Here is a 14,841-nt window from a genome sequence, read left to right as displayed (position 1 = left end):
GCTGGAAGACATGCTGCGCTCCGGCGCGGTGGCCGATCAGGTCATCGGCGCCTGAATCTGGTCCTAAGCTCCTGATATAAAATCCATATTGCTGCCCCGCCCCGGCACCTTGAATTGCAATCATTGGAAACGATCAATCGCAAGCTGGCATCGCATATCGGAAAGTATGACGGCCTATTCGCCCGGCTTTGTGTGATCTGGCATTGTGTGGAGTATGTGGAAAGCACAATGCTTTGCGATGCGCCCGAGTTTGACAGCGCCGGATTGCCCGGCACGGTCACGGAGGCGACTGCACAGCGCGTTGCCGAGTTTCTGCACCGATTCCTGCTTGCGCACTCTATCGCCTTCTACAGCGGCGTTTTGGGCTTGTCTGATGACCACGACAGACTGACCTCAATCGCCGGGCATATCCTTGCGCATAAACTGGAGCGGATCACCAACCGCGATGTTCAGCGCGGCGACAAAACAATGCGCGGATTGAAGGAATTTGAAATCCGCCCGCTACTCGAACAACTGGCCGCGCTTGGATGGCTGGACAAGCTGGAAGGGCCGCGTCCGTCATCGCCACCGCATTGGCAGGTAAACCCCATGGTGCATTCAAGGTTTGCTGCACGCGGCCAGCGTGAGTTGGCACGGCGGAAAGAGGCACGCGAAACTATTCAGGCACTAGCAGGCAGCAGGCAATGACTTTTGTCACAAATGTCCCTTGCGCATACGTCACAGGGGCAGAGAAAGACCTCTTTTTCTATAGCGACAAGTTTCTATCTCACGCGCGCAAGGGACAACGGTGACAAATCTTGGCGATGGTCGCGCGTTATATCCGGCTGGAAATATCGCACCCTCGACCGTGTTTTAGTCCAGATCGACAGAAACGGCGGTTCGGTTCACCATACTGCACCCGATGCAACAGAATGAAATAGTGATAACAACGCCTTAGCGTGTTACATTATATCAATCCGCCCTTTAACCTGCCCTTAATGCAGTCGAGGGCATCCATTCAAGGCCGCGCATAGCATGACCAAAGCACCACCACCGCCACAGTTTAGCACCCGGAAAGGCACCGGGGCAGTGGTGCTGGCCGGGGTTGATGGGCGATCCATGATGGCGCGACGGTTCCGCGAGATCACCGCCACGATTGAAAGTGATCTGGGGGGCGATCTGTCAGAGGCGCAAAGGCATCTGGTCGCACGGGCGGCAACGCTGGCGTGCTGGTGCGAGGAACGCGAGACCGAACTGGCACAAGGTCAAGACTTTGACGCCAGCCAATACGCCACCATCGCCAATGCCTTGCGGCGCTTGCTTTCTGATCTGGGGCTAGAGCGCAAAGCCCGTGACGTGACGCCAAGTCTTCAAAGCTACATCGCACGGAAGGTGGCGCAATGATTGCTCTTGCTCTTGTCCTGACCCGTGATCCGGCCCTTGCCTTTATCCTTGGCCTTGCCGCTGATTTGCTGGCCGTTGCTGCATGGCGGGCCATGCGATGACAGTCACGATCCGCGATGCGATGACAGATCAGGCGTTGTTCGGCGGTGTCTTCGGCGGGGACAGTTTCACCGCGTGGCGGGCTTTGCTTTCGGGCTTTTACGGGCTGGAACTGGACGCCACCGATCTGGACACGTTCCGCACCCTTACTGGACGCCGGAGCGCGCCACTGGACGCCTTTGTAGAGTTGTGGCTGGCAATCGGGCGTCGTGGTGGCAAGAGCCATGCAGCGGCGTTTCTGGCCGTGTATCTTGCCGCGTTCCATGACTACAGCGCCAAGCTGGCACCGGGCGAGGTGGCAACTGTGATGGTCATCGCTGCGGATCGAAAGCAGGCGCGGGCCGTCATGCGCTACATCAGCGGCATGGTGAACGAAAACCCCATGTTGCGGCGCATGGTGGAGCGGTAAAACTCGGAACAGATCGAGTTGAACAACCGCACCGTGATCGAGATCACCACGGCGTCACACCGATCTGTCCGGGGCTATACCTTGGCCGCGTGCATCTGCGACGAAATCGCATTCTGGCATGTTGACGGGGCCAGCCCTGACCGCGAAATCATCGCGGCAATCCGGCCAGCCTTGGCAACGCTTGGGGGCAAGCTGATTGCCCTGTCATCGCCCTACGCCAAGCGCGGCGTTTTGTGGGATACGTTCAAGCGCGCCTTTGGGGATGATACAGACAGCCGCGTTCTGGTGGCGCAGGCACCATCCCGCCTTATGAACCCGACCTTGCCGCAACGTGTCATTGATGACGCCATGCGTGATGATGCGGCACGGGCGTCTGCTGAATATCTGGCACAGTTTCGGAGCGACATTGCCAGCCTGATTGACCCCACATTGATCGAGGAATGCACCCGGCCCAAGCCGCGCGAATTACCCATGGTGCGTGGCGTTGAATACCACGCCTTCACCGACCCGGCAGGGGGCGGGCAAGACGAATTCACCTTGGCAATAGGACACCAGGAAGGTGACTGCATTGTGATCGACTTGGCGCGGGGTCTGAAAGGTTCCCCTGCTGAGATCGTCGGCGAGTATGCGCGGGTATTGAACGCATATGGCATTAGCAACGTGACAGGCGACCGATACGCGGGGCGCTGGCCGAGGGATGAATTCAGCAAGCACGGGATCAATTACACCGTGTCGGAACTGGACCGATCCGGCCTTTACCTTGAACTGCTTGCCGCCCTGAGTTCCGGTCGCGTGGAATTGCCGCCCGATCCGAAACTAAGCCGACAGCTTGCGGCTTTGGAACGTCGCACGGGCCGGGGCCGCGACAGTATCGACCATTCACCCGGCGGACACGATGACCTTGCCAACGCTGTTGCGGGCGTCGTCGCTAATCTCTGCACCAGACCCGTAACGGCGATGGTTTTCATGAAGGCGCGACACCGCGCCGAAACGCTCACATAAGGAGACACCACAATGGGCGCTAAGCACTATCTCACCGCCAACAAACAACCTTCCCCGGCCTTTGTCGAAATGTCCACCATGCTTGACGGCATGAGCAAACAAATCGACGAATTGCGCGAAATGCTGCAATTGCTGGGGGCCGCGTCCGAGGTCATCAAGGGCAAAGCCGCCAAGGCTGATGTCACAAAGCAGACCAATGTGCGCCAGCTTGATCGTGCATCGCTGGCAGGAACGTTTCTAGCCGATGACCAGATGGATCGCCCTGCGCTGGCTGGTTCGCTGGCCGGACTGTTCCCGACAGAAGGAACACACTGATGCAGGCAGAATTGCAGGATGATGATGCAGACACCGCGCCAGAGGTCAGGGATACCGCTTCCCCCGATCTGACCATGATTGTCGATGTGGAGGCGCTTTGGCACAAGCCAGAGGATTGCCCGGTGGGCCTGTTCGATCTGGACCCGACATTGCCCCAAGCCGAGGAAATGCTGGCGGGGCTTGCTCGTCGCTGCAATGGGGGGAAGCCGACCCGCAAGCCGACCCCGGCGGAATGCGCGGCAGCTTTGGCAACGCATTTTTCAGAGCGAAATCGGGCGATCAGTGGCCAGTGGGAACGGCAGTGGGATGCGATGGGCGGGCCTTTCGCAGACCTTGCCCCTAGCAGCCGGTCGCGCTCGTCGTTTGATATTGTCCAGGCGGTTTACTTGCGCGGGCATGTCAGGCGGTTGCAACATGCCGCTGATCAGGCGACCAAGCGGCGGCAGGCCGATGCAGCACGGGTGCAGACGGCAAAGGTAAGTGCTTTCGCTGGTCACCTGCAACGGATGGAAGCCGAGATTGCAGCCAGCACAGAGGCGGCGGCGCGTCATGCGCAGCGCGTCAAGGATGAGGGGATGGCGCGTGCGCTTCCCTATCTGCGGATCGATCTTGAGCGTGTCTGGCGAGAGGCTTGCACAGCGGCGGAAGCAATCGGGGAGATTGCCCCGCCGAGGCCGTCAATCTTGGACCAATGAACCCCGCGCCGTCAGGCACGGGTGGCAGCGAGGTGTCCCGCTGCTTTGGGGCAGGCTTTCGGGCTTGCCCCATTCAACAAGAGAGGGGCTTCACATGTATCTGCTGACAATCCGACCCGGCCCTGTGCTGCATGTTTGGCGTGACGGGAAAGAAGTTGCCGCCGTGCCTATGGATCATGGGGCGGCGCTTTGCCTTCTGCGCGATCTGGTGGGGGCGATCCGATGAAAAACCCCGATCTGCACCTATGGCGTTCTGTCCTGATCATGGGCCTGCATGACGCTGCGAAGGGCAAGGAAGCCGACTGGCTAGGATCACCCGACTTTGTGCAAGTCTGCTATCTGGCACAGGTTGAGCCGCAAGCGGTGCTGCGCGCCTATCGCCCGGAAAGGTTCGAGAGGTTCCGGCAGGCGGCTTAAGGGCAGGCATCTTGATGCGCTTTTTCGTTTTGGGGGCGCATAAGACAGAACCCGGAGTTGCACTTGTGGCGCACCGTCCTAGCCTTGGCCTTGCGGCATGGTGGTGCTGCGCGCCGGATCAGGACCGACGACGGGTTGCGGCAGAGGGCTGTGTGTTCAAGTCAGAGCGGGCCTATGGCTTCTTCTTGCCCTTATTGAAAGCGGTGTAGCAGTCAAATTCGCGGTCATTGCGAAATTTGGCAATAATCATGTTTTTGTCGCCAAACACCATAAGAGGCTCTCGATAGGCAAGCATGACGAGTTCTTTCAGCAGATCAATGGAAGCGTAGCCCATGACGGTGGACATGGGCACGTTATCTTGGCGCATTCGCATAATTTCTTCGGCGCGGTTGCCATAATCTTTACAAAGTCCGCCATCTTGTGCTGGTGCGGGAGACGCAGCGGCGATACAGGCCGCAAGAACAAAATAGCGCATGCGAAGTCATTTTTAGGTTTAGGCGGCAAGCATGGCCCTGCGAAGGTTACTATTCAATGGTCTACGCTCTGGCTTACCAGACAAGCCATTTGAACACCTAGTAAGCGGTTGCTTCGTGTTCAGGGACCTTAAAGCCTCTCGCTTCGTATGCGTCACACGCTCTTTTGTGGTTATCGGAACTAAACGCCCCTCGTGCAAATTCACATTCGACGAAGATTGTGCTTGCTGTGCCGTGTTCGTGCTCGCTTGCCGAGACACCTTGGGAAGCGGGATACCTTAGTTCCCAAATCGTACGGCGGACAATGAAAGTTTCGTATCCTACTTCTTCGTCACGCAAGATCGAAATGTAGTCGCCCGTTTGTGGAATCGCCGGTAGCTCAAACTGCAGTTGATAGTCCGCCTCACCCCCGCCGGGGGGCACGAAAATAAGCCTTACCTTCATGGCCTTGAAATTCCTTCTCTCTTGTATGGAGGCAGAACGTGTCAAATGAGGTTGAATTGTTCAAGTGCCATCTGGCACGGCAAGCAGGGGCTGGGCACACCCCTCTTGTTGTTACTTTCTAGCAACTATCTAAGGGCGGATTGAAGGGGGTGTTGAAAACTCTGATCCAAAAGAAATGGTTTAATTTCAATATTTTACAAGAGAGAATGGAGCGGGTGAAGGGAATCGAACCCTCGTCATCAGCTTGGGAAGCTGCTTCTCTACCATTGAGATACACCCGCAACGGCATATCAGGTAAGCCAGCCGCGCGCCCGCGTCAAGCGGCAACGCGCGGGTTCGGGCACGGGATGGCCGCTGGCATTTGCTGCTTGGCAAATACTCCCGCGCGGAGCGCTCTTTTCTTTCCTGACGACCGCCAGATTGCCGGAGGGCGGTTCGGGCGGCGGGGCAGGGCGCGGGTCACAGACGGCGGGCAGGGCCGGTCGGGTCAGGTCCTGCCAGTCGCAGGGGCAGGACGCGCCAGGTGTTCGGTAGTGCCGTCCGCGCGGGCCAAGGACAGCAGAAACAGACAGCGGCGCGGGATGTTGGTGTGCATCGGCGATCATCACCACGGCTGCGCAAAACTGAAAAGCCCCCGGTACCAAGGTACCGGGGGCGGGCCACGCATCGCCTTGCCGTGTCCGAGGGACATAAAAGACCACGGCGACCGATGCGGGCATCCAGAGCACGAAGGGGAGTGACGCCCCCGTGCCCTGTCCTTTTGCGCGCTTACATGGCGGGCAGAAGCACCGTGTCGATCACGTGGATCACGCCATTCGACTGCTTGACATCGGCAATCGTGACAGTGGCGACATTGCCCATGCCATCGGTGATGTTGACCGCATCGCCATTCATCGTGATGGCAAAGTCACAGCCGCCAACGGTGCTGACGGTATGGGTGCCGCCGCCATCCGTGATCATCTTGCCGATGTCAGCTGCCATCGCATTGGCGGCCACGACATGGCAGGTCAGGATCTTGGTCAGCTGATCCTTGTTTTCCGGCATCAGCAGGGTTTCAACCGTGCCAGCGGGCAGCTTGGCAAAGGCGTCATTGGTCGGCGCGAACACGGTGAACGGGCCCTCACCCGACAGGGTTTCCACCAGACCGGCGGCCTGCACGGCGGCAACCAGCGTGGTGTGGTCGGCCGAGTTCACGGCGTTTTCGACGATGGTCTTGTCTTCGAACATCGCGGCACCGCCGACCATCGGGTTTTCGGCAAAGGCCGCCATGGTGGACAGCGCAAGGATCGAAGCTGCAAGGGTCAGTTTCATCAGACATCTCCCGGTAAGGTGAGGCAGGATCATCCTGCCTTCCCCCTGAGATACGAGCGCTGTCCGGGGCGAGTTTCAGGTGTCGGAAAAAATAGAGCAGGCTCACGGGTCTGTGATGACGGAGCCGTTCAGAGTTCCGCAGTCAGGATCACCGGGCCGGTCGGCGCGCCAGTGGGCGAGCCGCCCGCCGGTTCGACCGAGACCGCCAGCACCCAGCCCGCAGGCGGGCGCGGATATTCGACATCCAGCGGATCGGTGCCCAACAGGCCCAGCGAGACCGGGGCTGCACCGGGGGCAATCACCCACAGCTCATGGGTCTGACCCTCTGGCGCCGGAGTGCCCGCCACGCGGGTCACCAGCAGGTGCGATCCGTCATGACGCGCCTCATAGACCAGCGCCGAGCCGCCGTCGCCGAGGCTGGCGATCACCGCACCCGGTGCTGTCGGCGGCATCAGCATGAACACGCCAACGCCGACCACCGCCGTCACCGTCCCGGCCAGCCACAACCGCCAGCCGCCCCGCAGGGCGCTGGCCTTGGGGAACAGCCGGGACTCGATCTTGGGCAGCAGATCGGGCGGCACCGGCACGCTGGCATAGGCCTCGTTCAGCGGCGCGAAATGCGCCACCCAGACCGAGACCCGCGCGGCAAGATCCATATCGGTTTTCAGCCGCGCCTCAACCGCCAGCCGTTCGGGCAAGGGCAGCACGCCCAGCACATATTCGGCGGCGAGCGCGTCATCTTCTTCCAATGGGGTCAACGGGGTGTCGGTCATTGCTCCAGACACTCCTTGAGCTTCAGCAGGCTGCGGCGCAGCCAGGTGCGCATGGTGTTGAGCGGAATGCTGTGTCGGGCGGCCAATGCTTCATAGGACAGACCGTCCAGATAGGCCCCGCGTACGGCATCGGCACGGGCCGGTTCCAGTGTGTCAAAGCATTCCGTGACCCGGCGCGCCTCGCCTTGCGCAATCAGCCGGGTTTCGGCGCGCGGCGCGGTGTCTGCAATCAGCTCTGCCACGCCATCATCAGTCTGTTCGGGCTTGCGGGCGCGCAGCCGGTCAATCGCGTGGTTGCGGCTCAGTGCCACCAGCCAGGTCATGCCTGCGCCGCGCGACGGATCAAACCGCCCCGCCCGCAACCAGACTCTGGTAAACACCTCTTGCAACGCATCCTCCGCCTCTGACCTTGTGCCAAGGATACGCAGCAGCACGCCCATTAGTTTCGGACCGGCAGAATGATAGAGGTCGCGGAACGCCGTCCGGTCCTGCTGCGAGATACGCTCCAGCAGCAGGCAGGTTTCGGTGCGGATCTGGGCCGTGGCGTTCATGCCGGTGACGCTATCATGCAAAGCTGGCGTTGCCAGCCCCAAAACCGGCGCTCAACTGCGCCGCCGCCGCCCTTCGCGCCCGCCCGAGGTGTTGAACGACACATCCGGCAAGGTCACCACCGCCGCCAGCGACGGAAAGCTGTCAACCGCATGCGGAATTGCGTTGGCGTTGACGAAATGCTCCTGAAACCTTGGCTCGATTGCGGTCTCGACCTTGTGGATCTGATGGACGGTCGCCTCGATCTGATCGCGCGCGGCGACATTGCACAGGGCAATCCGCGCGCCGGTGCCAGCGGCATTGCCGGCACTGGTCACCTTGTCCAACGGCGCATCGGGGATCATGCCCAGCACCATGGCGTGTTTCGGGCTGATATGCGCGCCAAAGGCCCCCGCAAGGGTCACCCGGTCGACATGATCAATCCCCATTTCATCCATCAACAACCGCGCCCCGGCATAAAGCGCTGATTTTGCCAGCTGAATCGCGCGGATATCGCCTTGGGTCACCAGAATGCGCGGCCCGCCGTCCGCGCTGCCATCATGCAGCAGATAGCTGTGAGTGCGGCCTTCGGGCACGCAGCGCAGCGTTCCGGTCTGGTCCGGCCCGCCGATCAGCCCGCCGGGATCAACCAGCCCCGCCATCCGCATCTCGGCCACCGCCTCGATGATGCCGGAGCCGCAGATGCCGGTGATGCCAAAGGTTTCGGTGGCTTTGGCAAAACCGGGATCATCCGACCACAGATCCGAGCCGATCACCCTGAACCGCGGCTCTTTGGTCAGCGGATCAATCTCCACCCGTTCAATTGCGCCGGGGGCGGCGCGCTGGCCGGAACTGATCTGCGCGCCTTCAAACGCCGGACCGGTGGGCGAGGAACAGGCCAGCACCCGTGTCTTGTTGCCCAGAAGCAGCTCGGCATTGGTGCCGACATCGACGATCAGCACCATATCTTCCGACTTGCCCGGCTCTTCCGACAAGGCCACCGCTGCGGCGTCGGCCCCGACATGGCCCGCGATGCAGGGCAGCAGATAAACCCGCGCCGAACGGTTGATCGCGGCCAGATCCAGATCACGCGCATCAAGGCTGAGACTGCCCGAAGTGGCCAGCGCAAACGGCGCCTGACCCAGCTCCACCGGATCAATGCCCAGAAGCAGATGGTGCATCACCGGGTTGCAGACCACGACTGCCTCGTAAATGCTGGCCGGATCAATGCCCGCCTCCGCCGCGATCGACCCCGCCAGCGCATTCAGCGCCTCGCGCACCACGCGGGTCATTTCGACATCGCCGCCCGCGTTCATCATCACATAAGACACCCGGCTCATCAGATCCTCGCCAAAGCGGATCTGCGGGTTCATCACCCCGCCCGAGGCCAGCACCCGCCCGTCGCGCAGATCGCACAGATGCGCCGCGATGGTGGTGGAGCCAAGGTCAATGGCCAGACCGTGAATCGCGCCGTCATGGAAGCCGGGCCAGAGGTCGAGAATGCGGGGGCGGGCGTCGTGATTGCCCTTGTGCAACGCCACGGTCACCTTCCATGCGCCTTTGCGCAAGGCGGGCTGCAGACGGCGCAGGATCGCCAGATCGGCGGTCACATCCTCAACCTGCCACTGATCGCGCAGGGCGCGGGCGAGGCGTTCAAAATCGCCGGTTGGTTCGTGCATGTCGGGCTCTGCCACCTCGACGTAAAGCAGACGGGTGGCGGGATCCATCGCGATGACCCGTTCGGTCGCCGACTTGCGGATCACCTGTTTGTGGACCTGGCTTTCGGGCGGCACGTCGATGACGACATCGCCCATCACCTGCGCCTGACAGCCCAGACGGCGGCCATCCAGCATGCCGCGTTTGGATTTGTAGCGCTCTTCAACCGCGTTCCATTCGCTCAGCGCATCCTCGGCCACGGTGACGCCGTGCTTGGGGAATTCGCCGTAACCGGGGCTGATCTGGCATTTGGAGCAGATGCCGCGCCCGCCACAGACCGAGTCGAGATCGACCCCCAATTGGCGGGCGGCAGTCAGGACCGGGGTGCCAAGCGGAAAGTGCCCCCGCTTGCCCGAAGGGGTAAAGATCACGAGGGGGTCGTCAGACATGGGGGTACTCCTGCGCGCGTCGGTTCTGCAGACTCTGGCGCGACGGCAATTGGACTGAGAGCGCGATTTTTCTGCGAAAAATCAAAGGATCGAACTTTCTGCGAAAATTCAGTGTGCCGGTCGCGATCATGAGTTTTCGCAGAAAACTCGATATGCAGAATTTTCGCAGAAAATTCGTCAGAACAGAATCTGAACCGGTCTTGGATCGCAGATGACGATGAACTGATCGCCGGCCCGCAACAGGTGAAATCCGCGGGCGCGCACCTCCTGCACAAATCGGTCGCGTCCAATTTCGCGCTCCACCCAGGGCACCGCGCGGCGGACCACACCGCCGCGCGCCTGCCGGGCCGCAAAGACCTGATCCACCCAGTAATCCGCGCTGCTTTGCCTGATGATCGGTTCCATGCGGCAAGCTTAGCCGCCCCATGGTTAACATCCGGTTATCATGCCCGCCCGCGGCGGCCGCCACGACGCCCCCCGGCAGACTGGCTGGCCGCAGCCGAGGCCTCGGCAAAGCTTAGCCCGCCTTCAACCGCTTCCAGCACCTTGGCAAAGCGGATCCACTCGCCGCCATTGGAATCGTGGTTCATCAGGAAGTTGGCGGCACGGATCGCCTCCATCTCGACCTGACGCACCGGGTTCATGATCGCGCTGGTCATCCCGGCCCCGATTGCCATCGGCAGGAACGCCGCGTTGATGCCATGCCGGTGCGGCAGACCAAAGCTGATGTTTGACGCGCCACAGGTGGTGTTCACGCCCAACTCTTCACGCAACCGGCGCACCAGCGCAAACACCTGCTGCCCGGCGCTGCCCATGGCACCCACCGGCATCACCAGCGGATCGACCACGATGTCATGCGCAGGAATGCCGAAATCTGCGGCGCGTTCGACGATCTTTTTTGCCACCGCAAAGCGCACATCCGGGTCGGGCGAAATGCCGGTGTCGTCGTTCGAGATCGCGACCACCGGCACGTTGTATTTCTTGACCAGCGGCAGAACCAGTTCCATCCGGTCCTCTTCTCCGGTCACCGAGTTCAACAGCGGGCGGCCCTCGCAGGCGGCCAGACCGGCCTCCAGTGCTGCGGGCACCGACGAGTCGATGCACAGGGGCACGTCGACGGTCGCCTGGATGATCTCGATCAGCGCTTTCATCAGCGGCGGCTCGACAAAGTTGTTGTCGGCATAGCGCGGGTCAAGCGCCATCTTGTTGGTGAACACCGCGCCGGAGTTCACATCCAGCACCGTCGCACCGCAGGCGACCTGTTCCAGCGCGTCGCGGATCACGGTCTCGAAGTTGCCGGCCTCCAGCTCGGCGGCCAGTTTCTTGCGGCCGGTGGGGTTGATCCGCTCACCGATAACGCAGAACGGCTCGTCAAAGCCGATGATGACGGTTTTTGTCTTTGATTCGAGGACTGTGCGGGTCATTCTTAAACCTTTGTCTCAAGCGGCCTTGGCGGGTTTGCCAGCGGCGCCGCCATGTTCTGTCACCCATTGGGCGTTGGTCTTGATTCCCCCCAGCGGGAAGAAATGCACCTGTTCGATGCCAAATTCCGGATTGCGTGCCTTGTGCGCGGCAAGCGCTTCCAGCACGTCGGTCGGCTCATAGGGCATCAGCAGCTTGGTCACATCCATCGCCCGCTTTTGCAACACTTTCAGCGACGGACCGACACCGCAGGCAATGGCGAACTTGATCAGGGTCTGCAGTTTGGCAGGGCCCGCCACGCCGATATGCACCGGCAGCTTCACGCCCTCGGTCTGCAGTCGGTTGACCCAGTCAATCACGGGTTCCGCATCAAAGCAGAACTGCGTCGCCATCGCCATCTGCGCATCGGTGCGTTCGGCAAAGGCTGATTTCCAGCGCGCGGCCTCTATCACCATATGGTCAGATCCATCGGGGTCGATGTCCTTGTTCCCCTCGGGGTGGCCCGCGACATGCAGCCGGTCAAAACCGTCAAACGCGCCGGACTCCAGCAGTTGCATCGAGCTATGAAAGTCGCCCACCGGCTGCGCCACACCACCGGCGAGCAACAGGCCCTGCCGCACGCCGACATCGCGGTAGCGCGCGACCCAATCAGTCAGCGTTGCCCGGTCCTTGATGATGCGCGCCGGGAAATGCGGCATGGCGGTAAAGCCCTCATCCGCCAGACGCCGCGCGGTGGCGACCATCTCGTCAATCGCGGTGCCGTCGAGATGGGCGATATAGACCCGGGTGCCGGTCGGCAGCAGGGTGCGGAAATCTTCGACCTTTTCGGCGGTGCGTGGCATCACCTCGATGGAGTAGCCCTGCAGAAAGGCTTCCATCTGACCCTGCGCCGGAGCGGGGGCCTGCGCGGTCTTGCTGCGGAAATTGAACAGTGCCATCAACCTCTCCTTCAGGGTCATGCGCGGACTCTCAGGCCTTTGCCCAGCCATCTGCGGCGATCAGTGCTTTCAGATGTTCGGTGTCGTATTCGGCTTCAAGCCGGGCCGCCTCGGCGCGGGCAACCTCGTCCTGATCGCCCTCCACCTCATAGGCGGGCGCTTTTCGCCATTCGGCCAGATAGGCATCGGCATCGCGCGCGCCGATCTTCATGGCACAACGGTCGATCGCCTGTTCAAAGCGTTCGGTCAGCTGCACCTTGGCCCCGCGCCGTCCTTTGCCGACAATCACCTGAGCCGGAATGTCGCGCCAAAAGACCACTGTAACCTCGGCCATGCCCTGATTCCCCTTCCGCACGTTCTCTTCCGTTCTAATCGCCCGTTTGCGACAAGAGGGTGCGTTTTCGACATGGCGCATTGCATCTGCGACCCGGGGCATCAACAGGGGGGTGCATAAGCGGCGGCAACAGCGGTCGGATGCCCGAAGGCCAAGCGCACAGCCGGTGTTCAAAGCTGCTGAAATCCGTGCCCGCATGAGAGCTTGCGGCAACGGGGGATCGGCGCTACCCTGACTGCAACCACATATGGAGGGCGGCTATGACGCCCGAGCGTCCCCGAGGGGGGGGCGCGTCGCAAACACCGGTCGAGCCTGAAAAAGGCTCTCGTGTCGCCGAATCGTCACCCCCTCAAAAGCCGGGGCAGGGCACGCTATACGCGGCGCTTGACCTTGGCACCAACAGTTGCCGGATGCTGATTGCCCAGCCAAAGGGCAGTCAGTTTACGGTCGTGGACAGTTTTTCGAAAACTGTTCAGCTGGGCATCGGGCTGGAAGCCTCGGGCCGGCTGTCGCGTGCGTCAATGGGACGGACGGTGCAGGCGTTGCGGATCTGCCAGAAAAAGATCGAGCGGCATGGCGTCAACCGGATGCGGCTGGTGGCCACCGAAGCCTGCCGCCGCGCCCGCAATGCCCGCGATTTCATCCGTCAGGTCAAGCGCGAGACCGGTCTGCAGCTGGAGATCATCTCGCCCGAGGAAGAGGCGCGGCTGGCGGTGATCTCTTGCGCGCCGCTGGTCAATGAGCGGACCGAACAGCTGCTGGTGGTCGATATCGGCGGCGGTTCGACCGAGCTGGTCTGGATCGACCTGTCGGGCGTTGTGCCGGAAAACCGGCCGCGCGCGATCATGAGCCTGCACACCGGGTTCGACGCCCAACCCGAAGGCGGGGCGCGGGTGGTGGACTGGATCTCGGTGCCGCTGGGGGTGGCGACTTTGCGCGACCAGTTTGGCGATGTCGATGATGATGCCGCCCGCTTCGCGCTGATGAGCTGGTTTTTCGAGGAACAGCTGGCCAGCTTTTCGCCCTATAACGCCCAGCATCCGCGCGAAGGGTTTCAGATCATCGGCACTTCTGGCACGGTAACAACGGTGGCGGCCAGCTATCTTGGCCTGCGCCGCTATGACCGGACCAAGGTGGACGGGTTGCAGATGACCAGTGATCAGATTGATTTCGTGATCCGTGACTATCTGGCGCTGGGGCCAGAGGGGCGGCGCACCGATCCGCGCATTGGCCGTGACCGGCATGCCCTGATCATGTCCGGTGCGGCTATCCTTCAGGCGCTGATGCGGATATGGCCCACGGACCGCCTTTCCGTGGCCGACCGTGGCCTGCGTGAAGGGCTTTTATATGCGCAGATGACCGTTGATGGCGTCTTGACCGAAGGACCATTCACATGAGTGAAAAGAACATATCCGGCCGGGGCCAGCGTGAGCTGCGGGTGCGGGTGAAAACCGCCAAGGGCCGCAAACTGTCGTCGACCCTGTGGCTGGAGCGGCAGCTGAACGACCCTTACGTGATCCGCGCCCGCAAGGAAGGGTTTCGCGGTCGCGCCGCCTACAAGATCCTGGAGCTGGATGACCGCTATGGATTCCTGAAACCCGGCGCGCGGGTGGTGGATCTGGGCTGTGCGCCGGGCGGCTGGTGTCAGGTCGCGGTGGCGCGGGTCAATGCGCTGGGGCAAAACCCGAAAAAGCCGGTCGGCACCGTGCTGGGCGTCGATCTGCAAGAGATAGAGCCGATTTCCGGTGCCGAATTGCATCAGCTGGATTTCCTGTCCGACGGGGCGGATGATCTGGTCAAGGGCTGGCTGGGCGGACGGGCCGATGTGGTGATGTCGGATATGGCGGCGGCGGCGTCGGGGCACAAGGCGACCGACCACCTGCGCATCGTGGCCCTGATCGAGGCGGCGCTGGATTTTGCCTTTGACGTGCTGGAAGACGACGGCACCTTTGTCGCCAAGGTTCTGGCGGGGGGCGCGGAAAACACCATGCAGGCCACGCTGAAAAAGAACTTCCGCAAGGTGGCGAACGTGAAGCCCCCGGCCAGCCGGTCGGACAGTTCCGAAAAATTTGTGGTGGCGACCGGCTATCGTGGCCGCGCGATTGCGGCGGCCCAGGCGGCCGATGACGACAGCGACGACTGACCGCGAATGGCTGCACGAGAAAGGCACCCCGCAGGGTGCCTTTTCACGAA

19 protein-coding genes and 1 tRNA gene are annotated in these 14,841 nt (G+C 61.6%); 10 read left to right on the top strand and 10 right to left on the bottom strand.

All coding sequences use genetic code 11. From position 1 onward, the window contains the following. Nucleotides 1–123: 123 nt before the first annotated feature. The 8 genes from J2X53_RS17240 (at nt 124) to J2X53_RS17205 (ending at nt 4,320) form a co-directional block, all read left to right on the top strand. The gene (locus J2X53_RS17240; RefSeq protein ID WP_349038729.1) at nt 124–687 is read left to right on the top strand and encodes a hypothetical protein; all 564 of its coding nucleotides are present in this window, start codon (nt 124–126) and stop codon (nt 685–687) included. 327 nt (nt 688–1,014) lie between these two features. Beyond that, on the top strand, nt 1,015–1,383 hold the full coding sequence (locus J2X53_RS17235; protein WP_349038728.1) for a hypothetical protein: 369 nt from the start codon (nt 1,015–1,017) through the stop codon (nt 1,381–1,383). Nucleotides 1,384–1,480: 97 nt separating this feature from the next. Beyond that, nucleotides 1,481–1,891, top strand: a complete 411-nt coding sequence (locus J2X53_RS17230; RefSeq protein ID WP_349038727.1) for a hypothetical protein — start codon at nt 1,481–1,483, stop codon at nt 1,889–1,891. A 171-nt stretch (nt 1,892–2,062) separates the two neighbouring features. Beyond that, nucleotides 2,063–2,893: a hypothetical protein gene (locus J2X53_RS17225; protein WP_349038726.1), complete on the top strand. Its 831-nt coding sequence runs from the start codon at nt 2,063–2,065 to the stop codon at nt 2,891–2,893. Nucleotides 2,894–2,905: 12 nt separating this feature from the next. Next, nucleotides 2,906–3,208, top strand: a complete 303-nt coding sequence (locus J2X53_RS17220) for a hypothetical protein (RefSeq protein WP_349038725.1) — start codon at nt 2,906–2,908, stop codon at nt 3,206–3,208. Further along, nucleotides 3,208–3,903 carry a hypothetical protein gene (locus tag J2X53_RS17215; protein WP_349038724.1) on the top strand — a complete coding sequence of 232 codons (696 nt, stop codon included), beginning with the start codon at nt 3,208–3,210 and terminating at the stop codon, nt 3,901–3,903. The genes J2X53_RS17220 and J2X53_RS17215 overlap by 1 nt, the downstream gene beginning before the upstream one ends. A gap of 94 nt (nt 3,904–3,997) precedes the next feature. Next, on the top strand, nt 3,998–4,129 hold the full coding sequence (locus J2X53_RS17210) for a hypothetical protein (protein ID WP_349038723.1): 132 nt from the start codon (nt 3,998–4,000) through the stop codon (nt 4,127–4,129). Further along, the gene (locus tag J2X53_RS17205; RefSeq protein WP_349038722.1) at nt 4,126–4,320 is read left to right on the top strand and encodes a hypothetical protein; all 195 of its coding nucleotides are present in this window, start codon (nt 4,126–4,128) and stop codon (nt 4,318–4,320) included. Before J2X53_RS17210 ends, J2X53_RS17205 begins: the two co-directional genes overlap by 4 nt. A 172-nt stretch (nt 4,321–4,492) precedes the next feature. Here the strand turns inward: J2X53_RS17205 and J2X53_RS17200 are convergent, their stop codons facing one another. From J2X53_RS17200 to J2X53_RS17155, 10 genes are all read right to left on the bottom strand, one after another. After that, nucleotides 4,493–4,795, bottom strand: coding sequence for a hypothetical protein (locus J2X53_RS17200; RefSeq protein WP_349038721.1), 303 nt, complete (start codon nt 4,793–4,795; stop codon nt 4,493–4,495). A 649-nt stretch (nt 4,796–5,444) separates the two neighbouring features. Beyond that, nucleotides 5,445–5,518 (bottom strand) — tRNA-Gly (locus J2X53_RS17195). A 487-nt stretch (nt 5,519–6,005) separates the two neighbouring features. Then, nucleotides 6,006–6,548 (bottom strand): fasciclin domain-containing protein, encoded by a 543-nt coding sequence (locus J2X53_RS17190; RefSeq protein WP_349038720.1) that lies wholly within the window; start codon nt 6,546–6,548, stop codon nt 6,006–6,008. A gap of 128 nt (nt 6,549–6,676) precedes the next feature. Beyond that, a complete protein-coding gene (locus J2X53_RS17185; RefSeq protein ID WP_349038719.1) occupies nt 6,677–7,321 on the bottom strand; it encodes an anti-sigma factor in 645 nt (214 codons plus the stop codon). Continuing rightward, nucleotides 7,318–7,872: a sigma-70 family RNA polymerase sigma factor gene (locus tag J2X53_RS17180; RefSeq protein WP_349038718.1), complete on the bottom strand. Its 555-nt coding sequence runs from the start codon at nt 7,870–7,872 to the stop codon at nt 7,318–7,320. Before J2X53_RS17180 ends, J2X53_RS17185 begins: the two co-directional genes overlap by 4 nt. 51 nt (nt 7,873–7,923) lie before the next feature. Next, nucleotides 7,924–9,954 carry an ASKHA domain-containing protein gene (locus tag J2X53_RS17175; RefSeq protein ID WP_349038717.1) on the bottom strand — a complete coding sequence of 677 codons (2,031 nt, stop codon included), beginning with the start codon at nt 9,952–9,954 and terminating at the stop codon, nt 7,924–7,926. Nucleotides 9,955–10,131: 177 nt separating this feature from the next. After that, nucleotides 10,132–10,359, bottom strand: coding sequence for an N-(5'-phosphoribosyl)anthranilate isomerase (locus J2X53_RS17170; RefSeq protein WP_349038716.1), 228 nt, complete (start codon nt 10,357–10,359; stop codon nt 10,132–10,134). 38 nt (nt 10,360–10,397) lie between these two features. Beyond that, entirely contained in the window at nt 10,398–11,378 is a 981-nt protein-coding gene (locus J2X53_RS17165) for a methyltetrahydrofolate cobalamin methyltransferase (RefSeq protein ID WP_349038715.1), read from the bottom strand. Nucleotides 11,379–11,393: 15 nt separating this feature from the next. Further along, nucleotides 11,394–12,314 (bottom strand): methylenetetrahydrofolate reductase, encoded by a 921-nt coding sequence (locus tag J2X53_RS17160; RefSeq protein WP_349038714.1) that lies wholly within the window; start codon nt 12,312–12,314, stop codon nt 11,394–11,396. Between the two features lie 31 nt (nt 12,315–12,345). Next, entirely contained in the window at nt 12,346–12,648 is a 303-nt protein-coding gene (locus tag J2X53_RS17155; protein WP_349038713.1) for a virulence factor, read from the bottom strand. Between the two features lie 260 nt (nt 12,649–12,908). On the opposite strand from J2X53_RS17155, the gene J2X53_RS17150 reads away from it, so the two are divergent. Together J2X53_RS17150 and J2X53_RS17145 are read left to right on the top strand one after the other, a co-directional pair. Beyond that, nucleotides 12,909–14,045: a Ppx/GppA phosphatase family protein gene (locus tag J2X53_RS17150; RefSeq protein WP_349038712.1), complete on the top strand. Its 1,137-nt coding sequence runs from the start codon at nt 12,909–12,911 to the stop codon at nt 14,043–14,045. Then, nucleotides 14,042–14,791, top strand: a complete 750-nt coding sequence (locus J2X53_RS17145) for an RlmE family RNA methyltransferase (RefSeq protein WP_349038711.1) — start codon at nt 14,042–14,044, stop codon at nt 14,789–14,791. Before J2X53_RS17150 ends, J2X53_RS17145 begins: the two co-directional genes overlap by 4 nt. The last annotated feature ends 50 nt before the right edge of the window (nt 14,792–14,841 follow it).

The sequence above is a fragment of the Pseudotabrizicola sp. 4114 genome (genome assembly GCF_031457365.1).
Lineage (GTDB): Bacteria > Pseudomonadota > Alphaproteobacteria > Rhodobacterales > Rhodobacteraceae > Pseudotabrizicola.
This window is presented reverse-complemented; position numbering and strand designations above follow the sequence as displayed.

Bases quoted from the DNA above. Each gene is read 5' to 3' on its own strand.
- J2X53_RS17235 (WP_349038728.1), top strand. From the start codon at position 1,015: ATGACCAAAGCACCACCACCGCCACAGTTTAGCACCCGGAAAGGCACC.
- J2X53_RS17230 (WP_349038727.1), top strand. From the start codon at position 1,481: ATGACAGTCACGATCCGCGATGCGATGACAGATCAGGCGTTGTTCGGC.
- J2X53_RS17220 (WP_349038725.1), top strand. From the start codon at position 2,906: ATGGGCGCTAAGCACTATCTCACCGCCAACAAACAACCTTCCCCGGCC.
- J2X53_RS17215 (WP_349038724.1), top strand. From the start codon at position 3,208: ATGCAGGCAGAATTGCAGGATGATGATGCAGACACCGCGCCAGAGGTC.
- J2X53_RS17210 (WP_349038723.1), top strand. From the start codon at position 3,998: ATGTATCTGCTGACAATCCGACCCGGCCCTGTGCTGCATGTTTGGCGT.
- J2X53_RS17205 (WP_349038722.1), top strand. From the start codon at position 4,126: ATGAAAAACCCCGATCTGCACCTATGGCGTTCTGTCCTGATCATGGGC.
- J2X53_RS17200 (WP_349038721.1), bottom strand. From the start codon at position 4,795: ATGCGCTATTTTGTTCTTGCGGCCTGTATCGCCGCTGCGTCTCCCGCA.
- J2X53_RS17190 (WP_349038720.1), bottom strand. From the start codon at position 6,548: ATGAAACTGACCCTTGCAGCTTCGATCCTTGCGCTGTCCACCATGGCG.
- J2X53_RS17185 (WP_349038719.1), bottom strand. From the start codon at position 7,321: ATGACCGACACCCCGTTGACCCCATTGGAAGAAGATGACGCGCTCGCC.
- J2X53_RS17180 (WP_349038718.1), bottom strand. From the start codon at position 7,872: ATGAACGCCACGGCCCAGATCCGCACCGAAACCTGCCTGCTGCTGGAG.
- J2X53_RS17175 (WP_349038717.1), bottom strand. From the start codon at position 9,954: ATGTCTGACGACCCCCTCGTGATCTTTACCCCTTCGGGCAAGCGGGGG.
- J2X53_RS17170 (WP_349038716.1), bottom strand. From the start codon at position 10,359: ATGGAACCGATCATCAGGCAAAGCAGCGCGGATTACTGGGTGGATCAG.
- J2X53_RS17165 (WP_349038715.1), bottom strand. From the start codon at position 11,378: ATGACCCGCACAGTCCTCGAATCAAAGACAAAAACCGTCATCATCGGC.
- J2X53_RS17160 (WP_349038714.1), bottom strand. From the start codon at position 12,314: ATGGCACTGTTCAATTTCCGCAGCAAGACCGCGCAGGCCCCCGCTCCG.
- J2X53_RS17155 (WP_349038713.1), bottom strand. From the start codon at position 12,648: ATGGCCGAGGTTACAGTGGTCTTTTGGCGCGACATTCCGGCTCAGGTG.
- J2X53_RS17150 (WP_349038712.1), top strand. From the start codon at position 12,909: ATGACGCCCGAGCGTCCCCGAGGGGGGGGCGCGTCGCAAACACCGGTC.
- J2X53_RS17145 (WP_349038711.1), top strand. From the start codon at position 14,042: ATGAGTGAAAAGAACATATCCGGCCGGGGCCAGCGTGAGCTGCGGGTG.